At 61.5% G+C, this 16253-nt stretch carries 18 protein-coding genes, 1 tRNA gene and 3 pseudogenes; 8 read left to right on the top strand and 14 right to left on the bottom strand.

What is annotated here, in order from left to right; all coding sequences use genetic code 11:
- Nucleotides 1–144, top strand: a pseudogene (locus tag YY7_RS60175) (IS5/IS1182 family transposase); the annotation flags it as partial.
- Nucleotides 145–255: 111 nt separating this feature from the next.
- Here YY7_RS60175 and YY7_RS51205 read toward each other — a convergent pair.
- From YY7_RS51205 to YY7_RS0109670, 4 genes and pseudogenes are all read right to left on the bottom strand, one after another.
- Nucleotides 256–756 (bottom strand): annotated as a pseudogene (locus tag YY7_RS51205) (MBL fold metallo-hydrolase); the annotation flags it as partial.
- 13 nt (nucleotides 757–769) lie between these two features.
- Nucleotides 770–1387 carry a glutathione S-transferase family protein gene (locus YY7_RS0109680; protein WP_028163059.1) on the bottom strand — a complete coding sequence of 206 codons (618 nt, stop codon included), beginning with the start codon at nucleotides 1385–1387 and terminating at the stop codon, nucleotides 770–772.
- Nucleotides 1388–1523: 136 nt separating this feature from the next.
- Nucleotides 1524–2366 (bottom strand): fumarylacetoacetate hydrolase family protein, encoded by an 843-nt coding sequence (locus YY7_RS0109675; RefSeq protein WP_028163058.1) that lies wholly within the window; start codon nucleotides 2364–2366, stop codon nucleotides 1524–1526.
- 199 nt (nucleotides 2367–2565) lie between these two features.
- A complete protein-coding gene (locus tag YY7_RS0109670; RefSeq protein WP_028163057.1) occupies nucleotides 2566–3420 on the bottom strand; it encodes an MBL fold metallo-hydrolase in 855 nt (284 codons plus the stop codon).
- Between the two features lie 116 nt (nucleotides 3421–3536).
- Between YY7_RS0109670 and YY7_RS0109665 the strand changes: the two genes are divergently transcribed.
- A complete protein-coding gene (locus tag YY7_RS0109665; RefSeq protein WP_028163056.1) occupies nucleotides 3537–3992 on the top strand; it encodes a DUF3775 domain-containing protein in 456 nt (151 codons plus the stop codon).
- Here the strand turns inward: YY7_RS0109665 and YY7_RS0109660 are convergent.
- A complete protein-coding gene (locus YY7_RS0109660) occupies nucleotides 3970–4959 on the bottom strand; it encodes an NADPH:quinone reductase (protein ID WP_028163055.1) in 990 nt (329 codons plus the stop codon). The two genes, YY7_RS0109665 and YY7_RS0109660, sit on opposite strands and share 23 nt — an antisense overlap.
- Before the next feature lie 13 nt (nucleotides 4960–4972).
- Nucleotides 4973–5755: an SDR family oxidoreductase gene (locus YY7_RS0109655; protein ID WP_028163054.1), complete on the bottom strand. Its 783-nt coding sequence runs from the start codon at nucleotides 5753–5755 to the stop codon at nucleotides 4973–4975.
- 150 nt (nucleotides 5756–5905) lie between these two features.
- Here YY7_RS0109655 and YY7_RS0109650 point away from each other — a divergent pair, with 150 nt between their 5' ends.
- From YY7_RS0109650 to YY7_RS0109625, 6 genes and pseudogenes are all read left to right on the top strand, one after another.
- Nucleotides 5906–6667 (top strand): glucose 1-dehydrogenase, encoded by a 762-nt coding sequence (locus tag YY7_RS0109650; protein WP_028163053.1) that lies wholly within the window; start codon nucleotides 5906–5908, stop codon nucleotides 6665–6667.
- 393 nt (nucleotides 6668–7060) lie between these two features.
- Nucleotides 7061–7137: transfer RNA gene (locus YY7_RS0109645), tRNA-Met, on the top strand.
- Nucleotides 7138–7197: 60 nt separating this feature from the next.
- Nucleotides 7198–7764: an enoyl-CoA hydratase-related protein gene (locus YY7_RS51200; protein WP_080663643.1), complete on the top strand. Its 567-nt coding sequence runs from the start codon at nucleotides 7198–7200 to the stop codon at nucleotides 7762–7764.
- A 14-nt stretch (nucleotides 7765–7778) separates the two neighbouring features.
- Nucleotides 7779–8079 (top strand): annotated as a pseudogene (locus YY7_RS57930) (glutamine--tRNA ligase); the annotation flags it as partial.
- A 27-nt stretch (nucleotides 8080–8106) separates the two neighbouring features.
- Complete coding sequence (locus YY7_RS51195) at nucleotides 8107–8394, top strand: YybH family protein (RefSeq protein ID WP_349642654.1); 288 nt, start codon at nucleotides 8107–8109, stop codon at nucleotides 8392–8394.
- 392 nt (nucleotides 8395–8786) lie between these two features.
- Nucleotides 8787–9641: a PhnA-like protein gene (locus YY7_RS0109625; RefSeq protein WP_349642653.1), complete on the top strand. Its 855-nt coding sequence runs from the start codon at nucleotides 8787–8789 to the stop codon at nucleotides 9639–9641.
- A 303-nt stretch (nucleotides 9642–9944) separates the two neighbouring features.
- Here the strand turns inward: YY7_RS0109625 and YY7_RS0109620 are convergent, their stop codons facing one another.
- The 8 genes from YY7_RS0109620 to groL all read right to left on the bottom strand — a co-directional run bounded on the left by YY7_RS0109620 (nucleotide 9945) and on the right by groL (nucleotide 16223).
- Nucleotides 9945–10172, bottom strand: a complete 228-nt coding sequence (locus YY7_RS0109620) for a hypothetical protein (protein ID WP_028163050.1) — start codon at nucleotides 10170–10172, stop codon at nucleotides 9945–9947.
- Between the two features lie 621 nt (nucleotides 10173–10793).
- Nucleotides 10794–11921 (bottom strand): glycosyltransferase family 4 protein, encoded by a 1128-nt coding sequence (locus YY7_RS51190; RefSeq protein ID WP_035689657.1) that lies wholly within the window; start codon nucleotides 11919–11921, stop codon nucleotides 10794–10796.
- A gap of 102 nt (nucleotides 11922–12023) precedes the next feature.
- Nucleotides 12024–12524, bottom strand: coding sequence for a hypothetical protein (locus YY7_RS51185; RefSeq protein WP_051396625.1), 501 nt, complete (start codon nucleotides 12522–12524; stop codon nucleotides 12024–12026).
- A gap of 73 nt (nucleotides 12525–12597) precedes the next feature.
- Nucleotides 12598–13092 (bottom strand): Hsp20/alpha crystallin family protein, encoded by a 495-nt coding sequence (locus YY7_RS0109605; RefSeq protein WP_028163049.1) that lies wholly within the window; start codon nucleotides 13090–13092, stop codon nucleotides 12598–12600.
- 80 nt (nucleotides 13093–13172) lie between these two features.
- Nucleotides 13173–13616, bottom strand: a complete 444-nt coding sequence (locus YY7_RS0109600; protein ID WP_028163048.1) for an Hsp20 family protein — start codon at nucleotides 13614–13616, stop codon at nucleotides 13173–13175.
- Between the two features lie 141 nt (nucleotides 13617–13757).
- Complete coding sequence (locus YY7_RS51180) at nucleotides 13758–14006, bottom strand: hypothetical protein (RefSeq protein WP_155255109.1); 249 nt, start codon at nucleotides 14004–14006, stop codon at nucleotides 13758–13760.
- A gap of 59 nt (nucleotides 14007–14065) precedes the next feature.
- The gene (locus YY7_RS0109590; RefSeq protein ID WP_028163047.1) at nucleotides 14066–14395 is read right to left on the bottom strand and encodes a hypothetical protein; all 330 of its coding nucleotides are present in this window, start codon (nucleotides 14393–14395) and stop codon (nucleotides 14066–14068) included.
- A gap of 205 nt (nucleotides 14396–14600) precedes the next feature.
- Complete coding sequence (gene groL, locus YY7_RS0109585) at nucleotides 14601–16223, bottom strand: chaperonin GroEL (RefSeq protein ID WP_028163046.1); 1623 nt, start codon at nucleotides 16221–16223, stop codon at nucleotides 14601–14603.
- Nucleotides 16224–16253: the final 30 nt, after the last annotated feature.

Genomic DNA, 16253 nt, shown 5'->3' with positions numbered 1-16253 from the left:
ATCTGCGAATGCATCCATGCCCGCTGGCGCAACTGGGACCTCAGGCAATTGACGGTGCGCGGCATCGAAAAGGTCCGAGCCGTCGTGCTCTGGTACGCCCTCACCAACAACATCCTGCAGGGACATCGCCTCGCCAACCCATAGCTGCGCCAAACCATAGCGGCGCGCAAATCCCGCCCCGCTCCACCGTCGAGGTCTTCAACATCCGCTACTTCGGATGCCGTCTACCCGAAAACCGAATTGGTTCTCAGGCTCGAAGGGTGGCACCTCGCTCTTTTCGTTCTGCGCGGTCCAGTAGTCGAACTCGCCCTTGGCAAAGACGTAGCGCGCTTTTGGGAACGTCGGCACCCAGCGGCCGTTTTCCAGTCGCGTGTTCCAGCCGACATGGTCGACATGCAGATGCGTGCACATCACATAGTCGATGTCTTCGACCGAGCACCCGGCCGCGGCGAGGCCGCGCATATAGGTGTCGTCGGTCTTCATGTTCCATTTCGGCCGCTGCGGGCGCGGCTTGTCGTTGCCGATACAGCTATCGATCAGGATGGTATGATGCGGCGTCTTCACGACGTAGGACTGGAAGCACAAGAGCAGCACGTCGCTATCGTCGAGCGCCTTGGCCTCGCGCATCCAGGCCCGGTTCTCGGCCAGCATGTCCGGTGTCAGGCCGGGCAGCATGTCCAGCGCCGGCAGGAATGCTGTCTCCTGCTCGATGATGCGGTGGATGGTGAGGTCGCCGATCGAGAAGATGAGGCTCATGGCAGACTCCGCTTCAGGCTGGCGGCGGCACCGAGATCTTGACTGATGGCCGTTCCAGCATCTTCTGGTTGAACGTATCAAGCTTCGGATAGGCCTTGCGCCAGCCGCAGTCGGAGAAGCGGAGGTCGGCATAGCCGAGCACGCAAACCAGTCCGATCTGCGCAACGTTGAACGGCCCGGAAAGCACATCCTCCCGCTGCTCGAACCGCGCCATGCCGGCCCAGGCCCGGTTCCAGTGGTCGTCATACCAGGCCTGCCACTGCAAGCCCTGCGGCCGCACCATCTTCTCGTACCGGCACAACAGCATGGAATCGAGCATGCCCTGCAGCAGCGAGTGGTCGGTTTTCGCCTTCCAACGCGCCGGTCCGGAGGCCGGAATCAATTTGCCGCCGCCGGCGAGATCGTCGAGATATTCGACGATGACGTAGGAATCGAGGATGACGTCGCCGTCATCGAGGATCAGGACCGGCAGTTTCTTCAGCGGGTTGATGTCGCGCGTGTAGGCATCGTTCGCGGTGCCTGGCGCGACCGTGGCGGGCACCAGTTCGATCTTGTCGATCAGCCCGGTCTCGATCGCAGCAATGCGCACTTTGCGGGCAAATGGCGAGGCGGGCGAGAAGGTAAGCTTCATCTGGGTGAATTCTCTCGGAGTTCTGTTTTGCCGTCATGCCCGGGCTTGTCCAGGGCATCCACGTCCTCGAAGCGACAAACGTGGATGGCCGGGACAAGCCCGGCCATGACGAGCTAGCGCCCACCGGTGCGCCGCATTACGCTGCGACAATCTCCTGGCGCTGCTCGCCCAGGCTCTCGATGCCCAGCGTCACGACGTCGCCGACATTGAGGTACTGCGGCGGCTTCATGCCGGTGCCGACGCCGGGCGGGGTGCCGGTCGTGACGATGTCGCCGGGCAACAGCGTCATGAACTGCGAGACGTAGGAGATGCACTTGGCCATCGAGAAGATCATGGTCGAGGTCGAACCGGTCTGGCGGCGTTGGCCGTTGACGTCGAGCCACATCGAGAGGCTCTGCACGTTCGGAACCTCGTCCTTGGTGACGAGCCAGGGGCCGAGCGGGCCGAAGGTGTCGTGCGACTTGCCCTTGGTCCACTGTCCCAGACGCTCGATCTGGAAATTGCGCTCCGACACGTCATTGCAGACGCAATAGCCGGCGACATGGTTGAGCGCGTCGGCCTCGGAGACATATTTGGCGCGGGTGCCGATGATGGCGGCGACCTCCACTTCCCAATCGAGCTTGGTCGAGCCGCGCGGCTTCTCCACGGCGTCGTTCGGGCCGGAGAGGGCGGTGTTGGCTTTCAGGAAGAAGATCGGCTCGGACGGAATGGGATTGCCGGTTTCCTTGGCATGGTCAGTGTAGTTCAGCCCGATGGCGACGAATTTCGAGATTCCGGTGACCGGCGCGCCGAAGCGCGGGTTGCCGGGAACAGCAGGCAGCTTGGACGGATCGAGCGCGGCCAGCTTGGCCAGGGATTCCGGCGAATAAGCCTCGCCGGTGAGGTCCTTCAGATGCGCCGACAGGTCGCGCAACTGGCCGGATTTATCGATCAGGCCGGGCTTTTCCTCACCCTTCGCGCCGTAACGAACAAGCTTCATTTTCGATCACTCCCTACAGGGGTTTTTGGAATTCACGGACTTAGGACGCTTCATGGAGCAGCGCGGGGCGAAATTCAACTGCCGAAAGCGCGGGGCGGGTAGGTGGGGTGGGCAAAGGCGCACTTACCATCAAACGCATCGCTCGCAATGGTGGGCACGCTTTCGCCTTCGCTCTTCGAGCTACGGCGCTTTGCCGACCCTACGAATTGTCCAGCGCCATGAACTTGAAGGCCTCCCCCTCGCGCTTGATGTGACCGGCGGTGAAATGGCCGCCGATCACCAGCGTCGGCGTATCGGCAAAGCGGGAGAACAATTCGCGCCGCGTCGCCGCCGATTGCTTATGGTCCGAATCCGCCGTCGAGGACCAGTCCGGATGGGCCATCTGGCAGGGATGGTGGGCGACGTCGCCGGTGAGCAGCCCTTCCTCGCCGTCGGAGCGGATGTGGATGCTCATATGGCCCGGGCTGTGGCCGGGCGTCGGGATCAGCGTGATCTCCTCCGTCAGGCGGTGGTCGGAGGGCACGAGGTCGGCCCTGTCGGCATCCGCGATCGGCTTCACGGAATCGGTGAACACCGCGATGTGGTCAGGCGATTTGCCGTGCTCGCGCCAATGCTCGAATTCGGTCCGGCCGAATACGTAGCGGGCCTTGGGAAAGGTCGGCACCCATTGGCCGTCGACGAGCTTCGTGTTCCAGCCGACATGGTCGACATGCAGGTGCGTGCACAGCACGGTGTCGATGCTATCGGGGGGAAAGCCCGCCGCGGTCAACGTCTCCAGGAAGGGATGCTTGCGGTTGTTCCAGCTCGGCACGTTGCGACCCTGCTTGTCGTTGCCGAGCCCGGTGTCGACGATGATCCGCCGTGTCGGCGTCTCCACCAGCAGCGAATGGATCGACATTTTCAGCCGGCCTTCGTCGGTGGCGAAATGCGGAATGAGCCAGGGCAGCTTCTGGACTTCCTCGTTGGTCGCGAGCGGCAGGATGAAACGGGTATGCCCGACCGTCTCCAATTCGACGACCTTGGTGATCTTGACCCTGCCTACTTTCCACTCCATCGGCGGCTTCCTTATTGAAACGCTTGTTATCGCGAAGATGCTGGTTTCCGCTTGCCCGCGCAATGGATCATCTCGGATGATCCGGCGTTATCGGATCGCGAGAACAGGAGCGCGCAATGGCCGAACTGTCGATATCGACCGATAAAGTCGGTTTTTTGATCGAGAAAGCGCGGGAATTCGATGTCAAGGAAGCGGCATCCGACCCGGATTCCGGCTCGAATGCCACTGACGACGAGATGATCGATGTGCTGGAAGATGATGGCCAGGATCCGGTCGAGCGGGAAATCAGGGGCTTCATCCGCGCTCTTTCCGAAGACGAGCAGATCGACCTTGTCGCCCTGATGCGGCTTGGGCGCGGCGATCGTCCGATCGAGGAATGGGACGATCTGCGGCGAGAGGCCGCCGATCAATATAACGGACGCACCGCGCGCTATCTGCTCGGCGAACCCATGCTGGGCGATCTGCTGGCCGAGGGGCTCGAGCAGTTCGATCGTCCCTGGACCGACGAGCGCACTTCGGCGGACTCATCCAGCGAGAGTGAGCGGTCGGTCAACGAGCGCAATCAACGATAACGGTGCCGAGCTTGTCGCCTTTCTCAACCGCCAGATGAGCCTGCGCCGTTTCCGACAACGCAAACTGGCCGGCGATGTTGTGCAGGCGCGGTCCGGTCGCGAGCCATTTCGTGATGTCGGCCTGCGCCGCGGCGAGCAAGGGCAGTGGTAACGCAAACAGCACCAGCGCGCGCAAGGCGATGCATTTCTCCATCAATTCGCGCATCGGCACGACGGGGTTGCGATTGCCGTTGGTGGCGTAGACGGCGATCGTGGAATTGACCGCCATCAGCTTCAGCGTAGCAGCGAGATTGCCGCCGAAATCGACATCGACCACGCGATCGACGCCGCGTTGATGGGTGAATGCCATGGCCTTCGCAACGACATCATCCTCCTTGTAGTTGATCACGAGATCGGCGCCCGCGCGCCGCGCCTGCTCGGCCTTGTGCGATGAACTGACGGTTGCGATCACCTCTGCCCCGCCCCACTTCGCCAATTGCACGGCATAGTGGCCGACTGCGCCGGCGCCGCCGGTAACCAGCACGGTCTTGCCCACGATCGGCCCGTCCGCGAACAGGCAGCACCACGCGGTCATGCCGGGGATGCCGAGGGTGGCGCCTTCCGCGAAGGTGAGGTTGTCCGGCAGCGGCGTCACGAGGTGCTCGGCGAGCGTGATATATTCCGCGGCGGTGCCAAAGGCGCGACCGTTGCGCTGGCCGTTGAACAGCCAGACCCGGTCACCGACATTGAACCGCTTCACGCCGTCGCCGACCTGATCGATGATCCCCGCACCATCGCTGTTCGGGATCACGCGCGGATATTCCATCGCTCGATAATTGCCGCCGCGGCGGCCGACATCGGCGGGATTGACGCCGGAAGCTTCCAGGCGGACGCGCACTTCGCCCGCACCCGCCGCCGGCGTCGGTACTTCGCCGAAAGTCAGGACCTCCGCCGCCGGGCCCGTCCGCTCGTACCAGACCGCTCTCACAGCGTGCCCATCCTCACAGCGTGCCCGGGAAGGCGCCGCCGTCGAGCAGGATGTTCTGGCCGGTGATGAAGCCGGCCTTGGCGCCGCACAGGAACGCACAGGCGTAGCCGAACTCTTCGGGATCACCGAAGCGACCGGCGGGATTGAGCTTGGCGCGCTCGGTCAGCACTTGCTGGGGCGTGATGCCGCGCTTCTCGGCTTCCGGTTTCGCAGTGCCGAGCAGGCGATCGGTCTCGAACGGCCCCGGCAGCAGCGCATTGATGGTAACGTTGTTGATGACGGTCTTGCGCGAGAGGCCCGCGACGAAGCCGGTGAGGCCGGCGCGCGCACCGTTGGAAAGTCCCAAAATCTCGATCGGCGCCTTCACCGCGGCGGAGGTGATGTTGACGATGCGGCCGAATTTCCGCGCCATCATGCCGTCGACGGTGGCCTTGATCAGCTCGATCGGGGTCAGCATGTTGGCGTCGATCGCCTTGATCCAGTCGTCGCGGGTCCAGTTGCGGAAATCGCCGGGCGGCGGACCGCCGGCATTGTTGATCAGGATGTCCGGCTCCGGGCAGGCCTTCAGCACGGCCTCGCGGCCCGCGGGCGTCGTGATGTCACCGACGATCTCGGTGACGGTGACGTCGGGATGCGCTTTGCGGATCTCGTCGGCGGTCTTCTTCAGCGCGTCCGCGCCGCGCGCCGTCAAGGTGACATGGACCCCCTCATTGGCAAGCGCGATGGCGCAGGCGCGGCCCAGACCCTTGCTCGAGGCGCAAACGATGGCACGGCGGCCTTTGATCCCAAGATCCACTGTTTCACTCCCGTGATGTCAGGTGGTTTCTAAAATGTTCGATGCTGGCCACTTTAGCCAACGCCGCGCGGCCTGATAAGTCCTGCGGCGTTGCATGGGCCGAAATCGTAGGTATCAATGCGCGCATATCAGGTTCTAGGGAACGTACCCATGTCCGATCTGTTCGATGTGAGCCAGGAAACCATCTTGATCACCGGCGCGAGCCAGGGGCTGGGGCGGCAATTCGCCCGCGTCCTTTCCGCGCATGGCGCCGCCGTCGTCCTGGCGGCGCGGCAGACCGGCAAGCTGAAGAGCCTGGAGGAGGAGATCAGGGGCAAGGGCGGCCGCGCGAGCGCGGTGCAGATGGACGTCACCGACATCGCCAGCATCGGCAAAGCGCTGGACGCAGCGGAAGCCCCCTTCGGCCCGGTCAGCGTGCTCATCAACAATGCCGGCATCGCCATCGAGAAATTGTCGACCGAGCAGACCGAGGCGGATTGGGACGCCGTGATCAACGCCAATCTCAAGGGCGCCTATTTCCTGGCGACCGAACTGGCGCGGCGCATGATCGCGCGCAAGCAGGGGGGCAACATCGTCAACATCGCTTCCGTGCTCGGCCTTAGCGTGATGAAATTCCTCTCACCCTACACGGTCTCGAAGGCCGGCATCATCCAGGCCACCAAGGTGATGGCGCTGGAGCTCGCCGGCAACAACATCCGCGTCAACGCGCTGGCGCCCGGCTATATCGACACCGAGATGAACCACGATTTCTGGGCGACGCCCGCCGGCGAGAAGCTGACAAAGCGGATTCCGCAGCGCCGGGTCGGGGCCGAATCCGACCTCGACGGCGCGATCCTGCTGCTGGCCTCAAAAGCCTCGCGCTACATGACCGGCACTGTGGTGACGGTCGACGGCGGGTTCTTGCTGAACTGAGCCATCATCCGTAGCCCGGGTGAAGCGCAGCGTAACCCGGGAATCTTCGCGGGCAGGCTCCGGGTTTCGCTGCGCTTCACCTGGCCGCCCCCTGTTTCTCTTGGTCCAAGGCTCTGTCCGAGGCTCCACTTTTGCGACCTTTCCGGCAAGGGAGGTTCCAAACGTCCGATTCGCGCACGAATCCCGTCAATCTGGCCGTCACAAAACCTCAAAAAACCTGTGCCTAAGGGCTTTCCAAAGCGGATCAGCATTGATACATACGCCTCGCGCCCGGTTGCCCTCGGCCCCGGGTCGCCTTCTCAGGAAGTTTTCGGACGGATCGAGCGGCGCCCTTCCAAGCGTTGTCCGCCTCACGTTCGGCCTCTCTCCATGCAAGGCGGAAATCCGGTTTAACGCGGGGTGGAGCAGCCCGGTAGCTCGTCAGGCTCATAACCTGAAGGTCATAGGTTCAAATCCTATCCCCGCAACCAAATAAGATGCTGTGATATCAGCATAAATCCAAAAAGCCGCTCGTCAGAGCGGCTTTTTGTTTGTCCAGAATCGCCACCGAGTCGCCACCAGCTGGATCGTCCTGGGGTCGTCGATCTCGGTCATCGGGCCCGAGGCTTCAAACCCGGTTTGGGCGAGAGGACAGAGTTTCTTGGCCGCTGGCAGTTGCATTTTTTTCGACTGCACCCGCCACCAAGACGGCGCGCATCATTGACGGGCATACGAAGCTAGGCTTGGCAGCGGGTGATCATGCGGCGATTGTGTGGCCGCTGTTGTGCGGAATGGCGAAGGCAAAATGCTATCTGTTGCTGTGCGATCAGCTTTTGGGCGAAGAGGCGGAGCGGATCGGTGTCGTATCGATGTGCTGCGAGGACGACGAACTGGACGCAAAAGCGATCGAAGTCGCCGGCCGTCTTGCTGCAGGACCGCCGAGTGCCATTCGCTGGACGAAATACGCGCTCAACAATTGGCTCCGGCAGGCCGGGCCGACATTCGATGCTTCGTTGGCGCTCGAATTCATGGGATTTACGGGACCGGAAGTGAAGGAAGGCCTTGCGGCTCTCGTGGAAAAGAGACCGCCGGCATTTCAACCGGACTGTCCGCTCTAAGACGACAAGGACTATCCATGCATTGGCTGCTGGCGGCCCAGTCGCACCTAGCCGAAATCCGCGTTTACAATCAGTGTTCGCCAAGCCGAGCCCCGAGCCGGCAATTTTGCCGCCGACATCAATCCGCAGTCGATGGAAGTGCTGTCCGACGCGCGGATCGAGGCCAGCGTGATCGAAAGCAATTCGAACGAGGTGATGAAGTTCGAGCGGAAGGGCTATTTCGTGCGCAACAGGCAATCGACATCGCAAAAGCTGGTGTTCAACCGTACTGTCGGCCTACGCGACACTTTTGCCAAGGAATACGCCAGGGGCTGAAGCCCGTTCAAAACGATTGGATATTCGATGCCACATGCTGCCGACGACATCGCATCCGACATCATCGCGAAATGGGCAGCGGCTTTCAGCAGACTGGACGCCGACGCGCTTTCCTCGCTTTATTCGAAGCACGCGCTGTTCTTCGGCTCGAACCCGAAACTGTATCGCGGGAGAGACGGTGTTGCGGCTTACTTCAAGGGATTGCCGCGGTGGCGGACATCTACCGTTCAATTCAGCGACGTCGTCTTCGAACAGGTCGGCCCCGATCTGGTCTCGCCGGCACGGCGTCGTTTGAGGTTGATCAAGGTGCGATAAAACTGTCGCTCAAGATCACCTGGGTGATCGCCCGCGAGGACGGCGACTGGAAAATCGTCAGCCATCACGCCTCGTCGAAGGCGCCGTTGATTTAACAAGTGCAGGGCCATCATGGAGGGAGCGCTTGGGTTTGGGTCCCGCACTCGCCTCCCCAGAACGCGACTCGTGGGCGACGCGGAATTTGGGATGTAAACGCAGCGCCTGTGTCAGGTGGACGCAGGTGCGATCTCGCAAGCGTTAGGAACATCGTTGGAAAGAGGAGGTTACGGCCCCAAGTTCTTTTTTAGAAGGCACTCAAAATGGCTTATTCCCCGGAAGTGGGTCGTCCAGGCGACCACCGAAATCCTCCCCAGGCGAGTGCAGTCGCTCCCGCCGACGAGGTCCGCACCATCATGCTGAATGAGGTCTCTTGGGGTGCCGTCTTCGCCGGTGCCACGATTGCTCTCGTGATGCAGATGATCCTCAACATGATTGGAATCGGCGTAGGGCTCTCGACGGTCGACGTCGCGGCGGGAGATACTCCGAGCGCCGGGTCACTTTCCATTAGAGCTGGTATCTGGTGGGTTATCTCCGGAATAGTTGCGGCTGCAATCGGCGGCTACATCGCTGGGCGGCTTTCAGGAAAGGCATCTCACACGACGACGGCCTATCACGGTCTGATTGCGTGGGCGGTTTCCACTCTCATCGTCGTCTACCTGCTCTCGTCGGCAGCCTCGGGTCTGATTGGCGGCGCCCTGAGCACGGCATCGTCAGCACTGGGAGGGGCCGGTAAAGCTATCGGCGGGTCGGTCCAAACTGCGGTCCAGACCGCAGCGCCTTCCTTGAACACCATCAGCGATCCGGCGGCGACCATCGAGAACAGGGTTCGCAGTGCCTCCGGCGGCCAGGATCCCGCGGCACTTCGGGACGCCGCAGCAACAGCCGTTCGTGCGGCGCTCTCGGGAGACCCCGCACAACAGGCCGCTGCGACGGATAAGGCTGCTGATGCTCTGGCCAAGGCGCAGAATATTTCCGTCGATGAAGCCAAGGCTCAGGTTGCACAGTACCAACAGCAGTACCGAGAAGCGCTCGCCAAGGCCAAACTACAAGCACAGCAAGCGGCAGACACCACGGCCAAGACGGTGTCGCGTGGTGCCCTCTTCGGTGCTCTGGCTCTTCTGCTTGGTGCTCTGGCGGCGTTTTTTGCAGGCCAGGTCAGTGCGGTAACGCCGACGGTGACGCGTGGACCAGTACGGTCATTCACTTGAAATATGTGGAGAAGACTGTCCAGCCCACATTGGAAGGCGGCCACCGGTCAGGCCGGAAGTACCCACCAGTCCTAGCCGGGCGGGAAACCAGGGCTGCTGCTCGCCCGGCCAATTGCGGTCCTTGAGTTCCGGAACAAGTCCGCGCCTTGCGATACGGCTTTTGACCAGCTTCTAGTTCATTTGCCGACCGCAAGGCCCAGCGGCTTGCCGCACGGGCCTGTAGGGTGCGCTTTCGCGCTCATGGGCACCAAGTCACGAGAAGCATCTTCGGCCAACAGTTCGCGCCGCAAGCGCCGGGGGGACTCATTTCCCGGCGATGGCTTTGGACAGGACATCGCACTGCTCGTCCAAATCCGAATGCGGTTTTTGGCTTTTCACGACCCGTTCCAGCTCAAGCGCTGCGATAGCAAGCTCATCACCTAAATGCTTAAAGAGCTCGCGTTGACGTGGATCGGTCGCCGACATGCCGAGGTCGGCACAGTGCTTCGCATCAGCTCGAAGTTGGTGCCACTTTCCGGTGAGGTCCTTCATGGCTCATGTCCTCGGTTTGGCGTCGTTTGGCGATTGAGCGCGATGGCGCACTGCAGAGCCCTCGCCCAGCGGCCGCGTCCGACACCTTTTTTCGAAGAGCAAGCAGCTGAGCCCTTTCCTGTTCCAGCCTATCCACCACGATAATCACGGTTTGAAAGTCCTCTTTAGAACCGCCTTCGATCGAAAAACCCATGCACGCCTCCACTCGGGAAAAAGTAGCATCACCTCACCCGAGCAGCGAGTCCACTTACCTGTGTTAAGCCGAAGCGAAATTTATTCTCCTTTCGAACATAGACAGTCTTTCTGAGCAAAATCCGATGAGTCGGATTCCCTCGGCTTGAATGCCCGCAAATCGAGCCGGCGAGATTGATTAGATCGTCGTACCAGCGACGCGGCGGACCGCTACCGCCATCCAGTCCCGCAACAGTCCCCTGTCCTCTTTGGAAAACGCCCCCGGCGTCTAAGATAGTCGAGCGTGTCATCGGGATGGCAACGCTCAAAATCCTCTCGGATCAGCGACTCCAGGTAAAACCGTTCCTCCTCATTGATTGGGGAAGGACCGGAATAGAAACCGGGCGGCGTCGCTGACCTCGATGCTCGATTTCGGCTTGATTTGCCGTTTCAATTATCCTTCCGTGCCGCGGATGATGATTCTGATCCGTGTCCGCTGATGTTGGCCGAACGGGCGGCGAGCGTCGACAGCCGGCCGTCGGACGCGGCGTGCTCTCGGAGCATCTTTTGGTAGAGCCTCACGTAATCCGTTGACATACGGGCGGCGGAGAAGCGCTCCTCGAAGCGCGCACGGATCGCCTTGCGATCGAGGGTCAGCAGCCCCGGAATGGCGCGCACCGCCTCGTCCACATCACACACGATCCGGCCGGTCAGTCCGTCCTCGACGATTTCAGGGACCGATCCGTGGCGGAAGGCAAGCACCGGGGTACCACATGCCATGGCCTCGATCATCACCAGACCGAACGGTTCGGGCCAGTCGATCGGGAACAGCAATGCGGCAGCCTGGCCGAGAAAGTCGTTCTTTGTGTTTTCGTTGATCTCGCCGACGAATTCGACTCCGCCTCCTCGTAGCATCGGTGCGATAACGTCGCGGAAATAGCTGTCGTCTGCTTTATCAACCTTTGCCGCGATTTTGAGGGGAAGGCCGGCCGATCGAGCAATCGCGATAGCACGGTCCGGCCGTTTCTCCGGTGAGATGCGTCCAAGAAATGCGAGATAGCCGCCTTTCGGTTCGAAATTAGGCGTCAGTAGATCGAGCGGCAGGCCATGATGAACTGTCGCGACAAAGTTTGCGTTTGGCAGCGGCATGCGCTGCGCATTTGAAATCGATACCAGCGGCATGTCCGCGAACCGCCGATAAAAAGGCATATGGTCGGCGAGGTCCTGCCTGCCGTGAAGGGTGGTTAGCGTGCGAGCACGCTCCGGGCGAAACTGCGGAAAGTGCAGGTAGTCGATATGGAAGTGGAGGAGGTCGAAGTCGTCGGCGCGCTCTCGCACCTTGTCGAGCATGATCATGTGGTGGGGTACCGCGTCGCGGACGCCCGGCTCAAGGCGTAAGGCGCGCGGCGTGCAGGGTACAAGTTCGGCAGAGGTGATGGAATCTTCGCTGGCGAACAGTGTCACCTGGTGTCCCTGCCGAACCAACTCCTCCGTCAGGTATGAGACGACCCGCTCCGTTCCTCCATAGAGCCGTGGCGGCACGCTCTCGTACAGCGGGGCAATCTGAGCAATCCTCATTTTTCAGTCCGTCCTTCGTTACTCTGAGCCGGCGTTGCCTGAGGCCCTCATGTGTTCACGAGCTTGGCCGCACATCACCAGAGGTGCAGCGGCCGCGGATCTCTACTGAGACTCCGATGATTCAGTGACATTGCTTTGACTTCTGAGTTGAGCAAGCTCCTCCGCCAGTCTGTGCTCGACCAACCGCCGCTCGTTTTCCGTCAAATGCGTTGCGAGCAATCGGCGATACCGCCGCACATTGGCCTCACTGCTCCACCGTGACTTCGCCGAGATAGCGATGCGGGGCTGGCGATTTCTCGCTGCTTGCTGCGCTTGTGCGGTGAATCTTACCGCAGCGGCGCCGCCCCTTTTCTCCTCTTCGTCGAGCTGCCGCAACGCTGCGAGGATATCCTCAAGATGCATGGGAGCAGCAAGCCCCGGGATCTTGCGAAGGGCTGGGCAGGAATCGACGGTGTACAGGTCCGAAGCCCAGGAGGAGAGAATGACCCGTTTCTCAGGAGGCGACAGCACCTCATCATTCAGGACATCGGCTGGCGAACTATAGTGAGATACAGGATGAAATGGGGCATCTACACTGCCCGTCAAACGATCAGGCCTTCTCATGTCTTGCTCTCCTCTTGCTCCTTTCTCTAGGTTGGTGGCGGACGGCGGCGCGGGCGCCGCCGTCCTGGGCACGTCAGTTGCTGGTGTTGATGGCGATCCGTTTGACGCCCTGGCTGGCTTGCTCGGTTTTCGGCAGGCTCACCGTGAGGACGCCATTGCGGAAGTTGGCTTCGGCCTTGTCTTCCTGGACGCCATCGAGCGGGATACGACGCTCAAACGAGCCATAGTAGCGCTCGCTGTAGCGCCCGCCATTGTCGTGTTCGGCCTTTTTCTCGCCGCGGATCGAGAGGACGCCGTTTGCGATTTCGACCTGGACGTCCTTTTCGCTCAGTCCCGGAAGCTCGGCGGAAATCGTCACGGCCTTATCGGTTTCGCTGAGCTCGATGCGTGGCCAGCCAAACTGGCCTTCGATCAGCGGGGACCCGGGCCGGCCGACGCTGCCGAACCCGCGGAAGACGTCGTCGAAAAGTCGATTCATCTCACGGTGAAACGTCAGAAACGGATCGTAAGCCTCGCCCGTCGTGAGCTGCTGGTTCTTGTTCCACGGAATTAGATCGCGCATTGTCATGTTGGACTCCTTTCTGTCAAATACGCCGGGCGGCGCGGATGCCGCACCATGCGCACCAATGTCGTTGGACACGGGCGGCGTCAGGCCGCCTGCTTGTGGGTGATCTGCTCGGTGCCGCCGATCGGAATGCGGCGGGGCTTCATCGTCTCGGGCAGCTCGCGGACGAGCTCGATCCGCAGCAGTCCGTTGTCGAACGCTGCCGTCTTCACCTGCACATAATCGGCAAGATTGAACTGCCGCTTGAAACCCTTGGCCGGGATGCCGCGATAGAGATAATCGCGTTTCGCCTCGTCGGCCTTGCGGCCCTCGACGGTCAGCACGTTCTGCTCGGCCGTGATCGCGATCTCGTCCGGGCTGAAACCGGCGAGCGCAAGCGTGATCTGATAGTGATCTTCGCCAAGCCGTTCGATGTTGTAAGGCGGGTAGTTTTCCTCGACGGTCCGTTGCGTCTCGTCGAGCAGATCGAAGATGCGATCGAATCCGACGGTCGACCGCCACAGGGGAGTGAAATCGACGTTCCTCATAGCCAAGTCCTCCTAAGAGCAAGATGGATACGAAGGAGCGCAGGACACCGGTCCGGCGCCCAGTTCAGTCCGCCGGACCCGATCTGGCATCCGGCGCCGCAGCCTTGCGGCAAAACAAAACTACGAAAAACAACTATGGTTTCAAGGGCGCCTCCCGAAATTTTTGCTGCTCCCAGCTTGGGCGGCCAGATGCTCCAGCTCGGCTTCGGCCTCGCTGGCGAGACGCATCAACCGGCGGCTCTCCTCAGCGGATAGGCCGCTTCCCTTCAGCAAGCTATGGCAATGCGCGATCACCCGCCGGTCGCTCTCGATCAGGAACGCGCGCACGGCGTCGGGGAGGTGTGAATCGGAGCGCTCGGAAATCTGCTGACGGTGTGCCAATTCGAACATGGTTGCCCTCAGTAGCAGCAGGCGCGACCCATGCAGCGCGGATCGCGCCACGTGCGGACTCAGCTCACTCGCGGCAAGCTGCGCTCATGTTCGGATGGAAGTTGAAAGGAGCCTGGCTGAATATTGTCCGGCAACAGCAGGATATCGGTCTTGAAAAGCGGGGACCGCGGTTTCCAGCTCATCCAGCGGACCGACTCCAGATAGGAAATGGCTGGGAGCGGCAGAAGGTGGCCAGCGCTGTCGAGCGCCAACCTTGGCGTACTATCCATCCCCCAGGCGCTAACGGGCACGAGCACCATCGCCATGGCAAAAGCGGCTGCAACGGTTCTGCGGACGCCGCGTCCTGATGTCTTGGGCCAAGCCGAGCTGGATGCGTAGTTTCGGGTCATCTCATCCTCCTGTCCTTGAAAAACTGATCCATGCGATCGTGAGAAGGCTGAGGGCGAACATGAGCCAATGCATTGCCGTCGCCCCAATCTTGCGCGATCGATCTTGAATGCGAGTGCTCATCTGAGGCTCCCTGGCGCTTGTGAGCTTCCTTTCTCGTCGTGGTTGGCGGAGAGCCCGGCCGTTTCCGGCCGGGCGCGTGCTTGATTAGAAATCCATTGGCGGCGTTGCAGCGGCCGGTTCGGACTTCTTGGGCCTATCGGCGACCAGTGCTTCCGTGGTGATCAGCAGAGCTGCAACGGAGGCGGCGTCCTGCAACGCGGTGCGAACGACCTTGGCGGGATCGATCACGCCGGCCTTCACCATGTCCTCATATTCGCCAGTGGCGGCGTTGAAACCCCAGTTGTAGTCGGAGTTCTCGAGCAGCTTGCCGACGACGAGCGAGCCGTCCTCGCCGGCGTTCTGGACGATCTGCCGCGCCGGCACCTGGATGGCGCGGCGCACGATATCGACGCCGGCCTTCTGATCGGCATTGGCGGTCTTTAAGCCATCGAGCGCTTTCAGCGCACGCAGCAGCGCCACGCCGCCGCCCGGCAGAATGCCTTCCTCGACCGCAGCGCGAGTCGCATGCATGGCATCGTCGACCCGGTCCTTCTTCTCCTTGACCTCGACTTCGGTCGCACCACCAACACGGATTACGGCGACGCCGCCGGCGAGCTTGGCCAGCCGCTCCTGCAGCTTCTCGCGATCGTAATCGGAGGTGGTCTCCTCGATCTGCGACTTGATCTGGCTGACACGAGCCTCGATGTCCTTCTTGGCCCCGGCGCCGTCGACCACGGTCGTATTCTCCTTGTCGATCACGACCTTCTTGGCGCGCCCGAGCATCTTCAGCGTGACATTCTCGAGCTTGATGCCGAGATCTTCCGAAATCACGGTGCCGTTGGTGAGGATTGCAATATCCTCCAGCATGGCCTTGCGGCGATCGCCGAAGCCCGGCGCCTTCACCGCCGCGACCTTGAGGCCGCCGCGCAGTCGATTGACCACGAGCGCGGCAAGCGCTTCGCCCTCGACATCCTCGGCCACGATCAGCAGCGGCTTGCCAGACTGCACCACCGCTTCGAGCAGCGGCAGCATGGTCTGTAGACCGGACAGCTTCTTCTCATGGATCAGAATGTAGGGATCCTCGAGTTCGACCCGCATCTTTTCGGCGTTGGTGACGAAGTAGGGCGAGACAAAGCCGCGGTCGAACTGCATGCCCTCGACCACCTCCAGCTCGGTGTGGAGGCTCTTGGCTTCCTCGACGGTGATGACGCCCTCATTGCCGACCTTCTGCATCGCATCGGCAAGGAAGCGGCCGATCTCCGTATCGCCATTGGCCGAAATGGTGCCGATCTGGGCAATCTCCTCGTTGGAGGTGACCTTCTTGGCGTGGGACTTGAGGTCATTGACAATGGCGTCGACCGCAAGATCGATCCCGCGCTTGAGGTCCATCGGGTTCATGCCGGCGGCAACGGATTTCGCGCCTTCCTTGACGATGGCCTGGGCCAGCACGGTCGCAGTGGTGGTGCCGTCCCCGGCAAGGTCGTTGGTCTTGGAGGCGACTTCGCGCACCATCTGTGCGCCCATGTTCTCGAACTTGTCTTCCAGTTCGATTTCCTTGGCGACGGTGACGCCGTCCTTGGTTATGCGCGGCGCGCCGAAGGATTTCTCGATCACGACGTTGCGTCCCTTGGGACCGAGGGTGACCTTCACGGCGTTCGCCAGCGTGTCCACGCCCCGCAGTATCCGCTCGCGGGCTTCCGTGGAGAATTTCACGTCCTTGGCAGCCATTTGCCTGCTCCTTTCTCCTAATGACTGTCA

The organism is Bradyrhizobium elkanii WSM2783, from assembly GCF_000472865.1.
GTDB classification, from domain to species: Bacteria; Pseudomonadota; Alphaproteobacteria; order Rhizobiales; family Xanthobacteraceae; genus Bradyrhizobium; species Bradyrhizobium elkanii_A.
The sequence above is the reverse complement of the archived record's forward strand: the minus strand, read 5'-3'. Positions and strand labels throughout refer to the sequence as shown.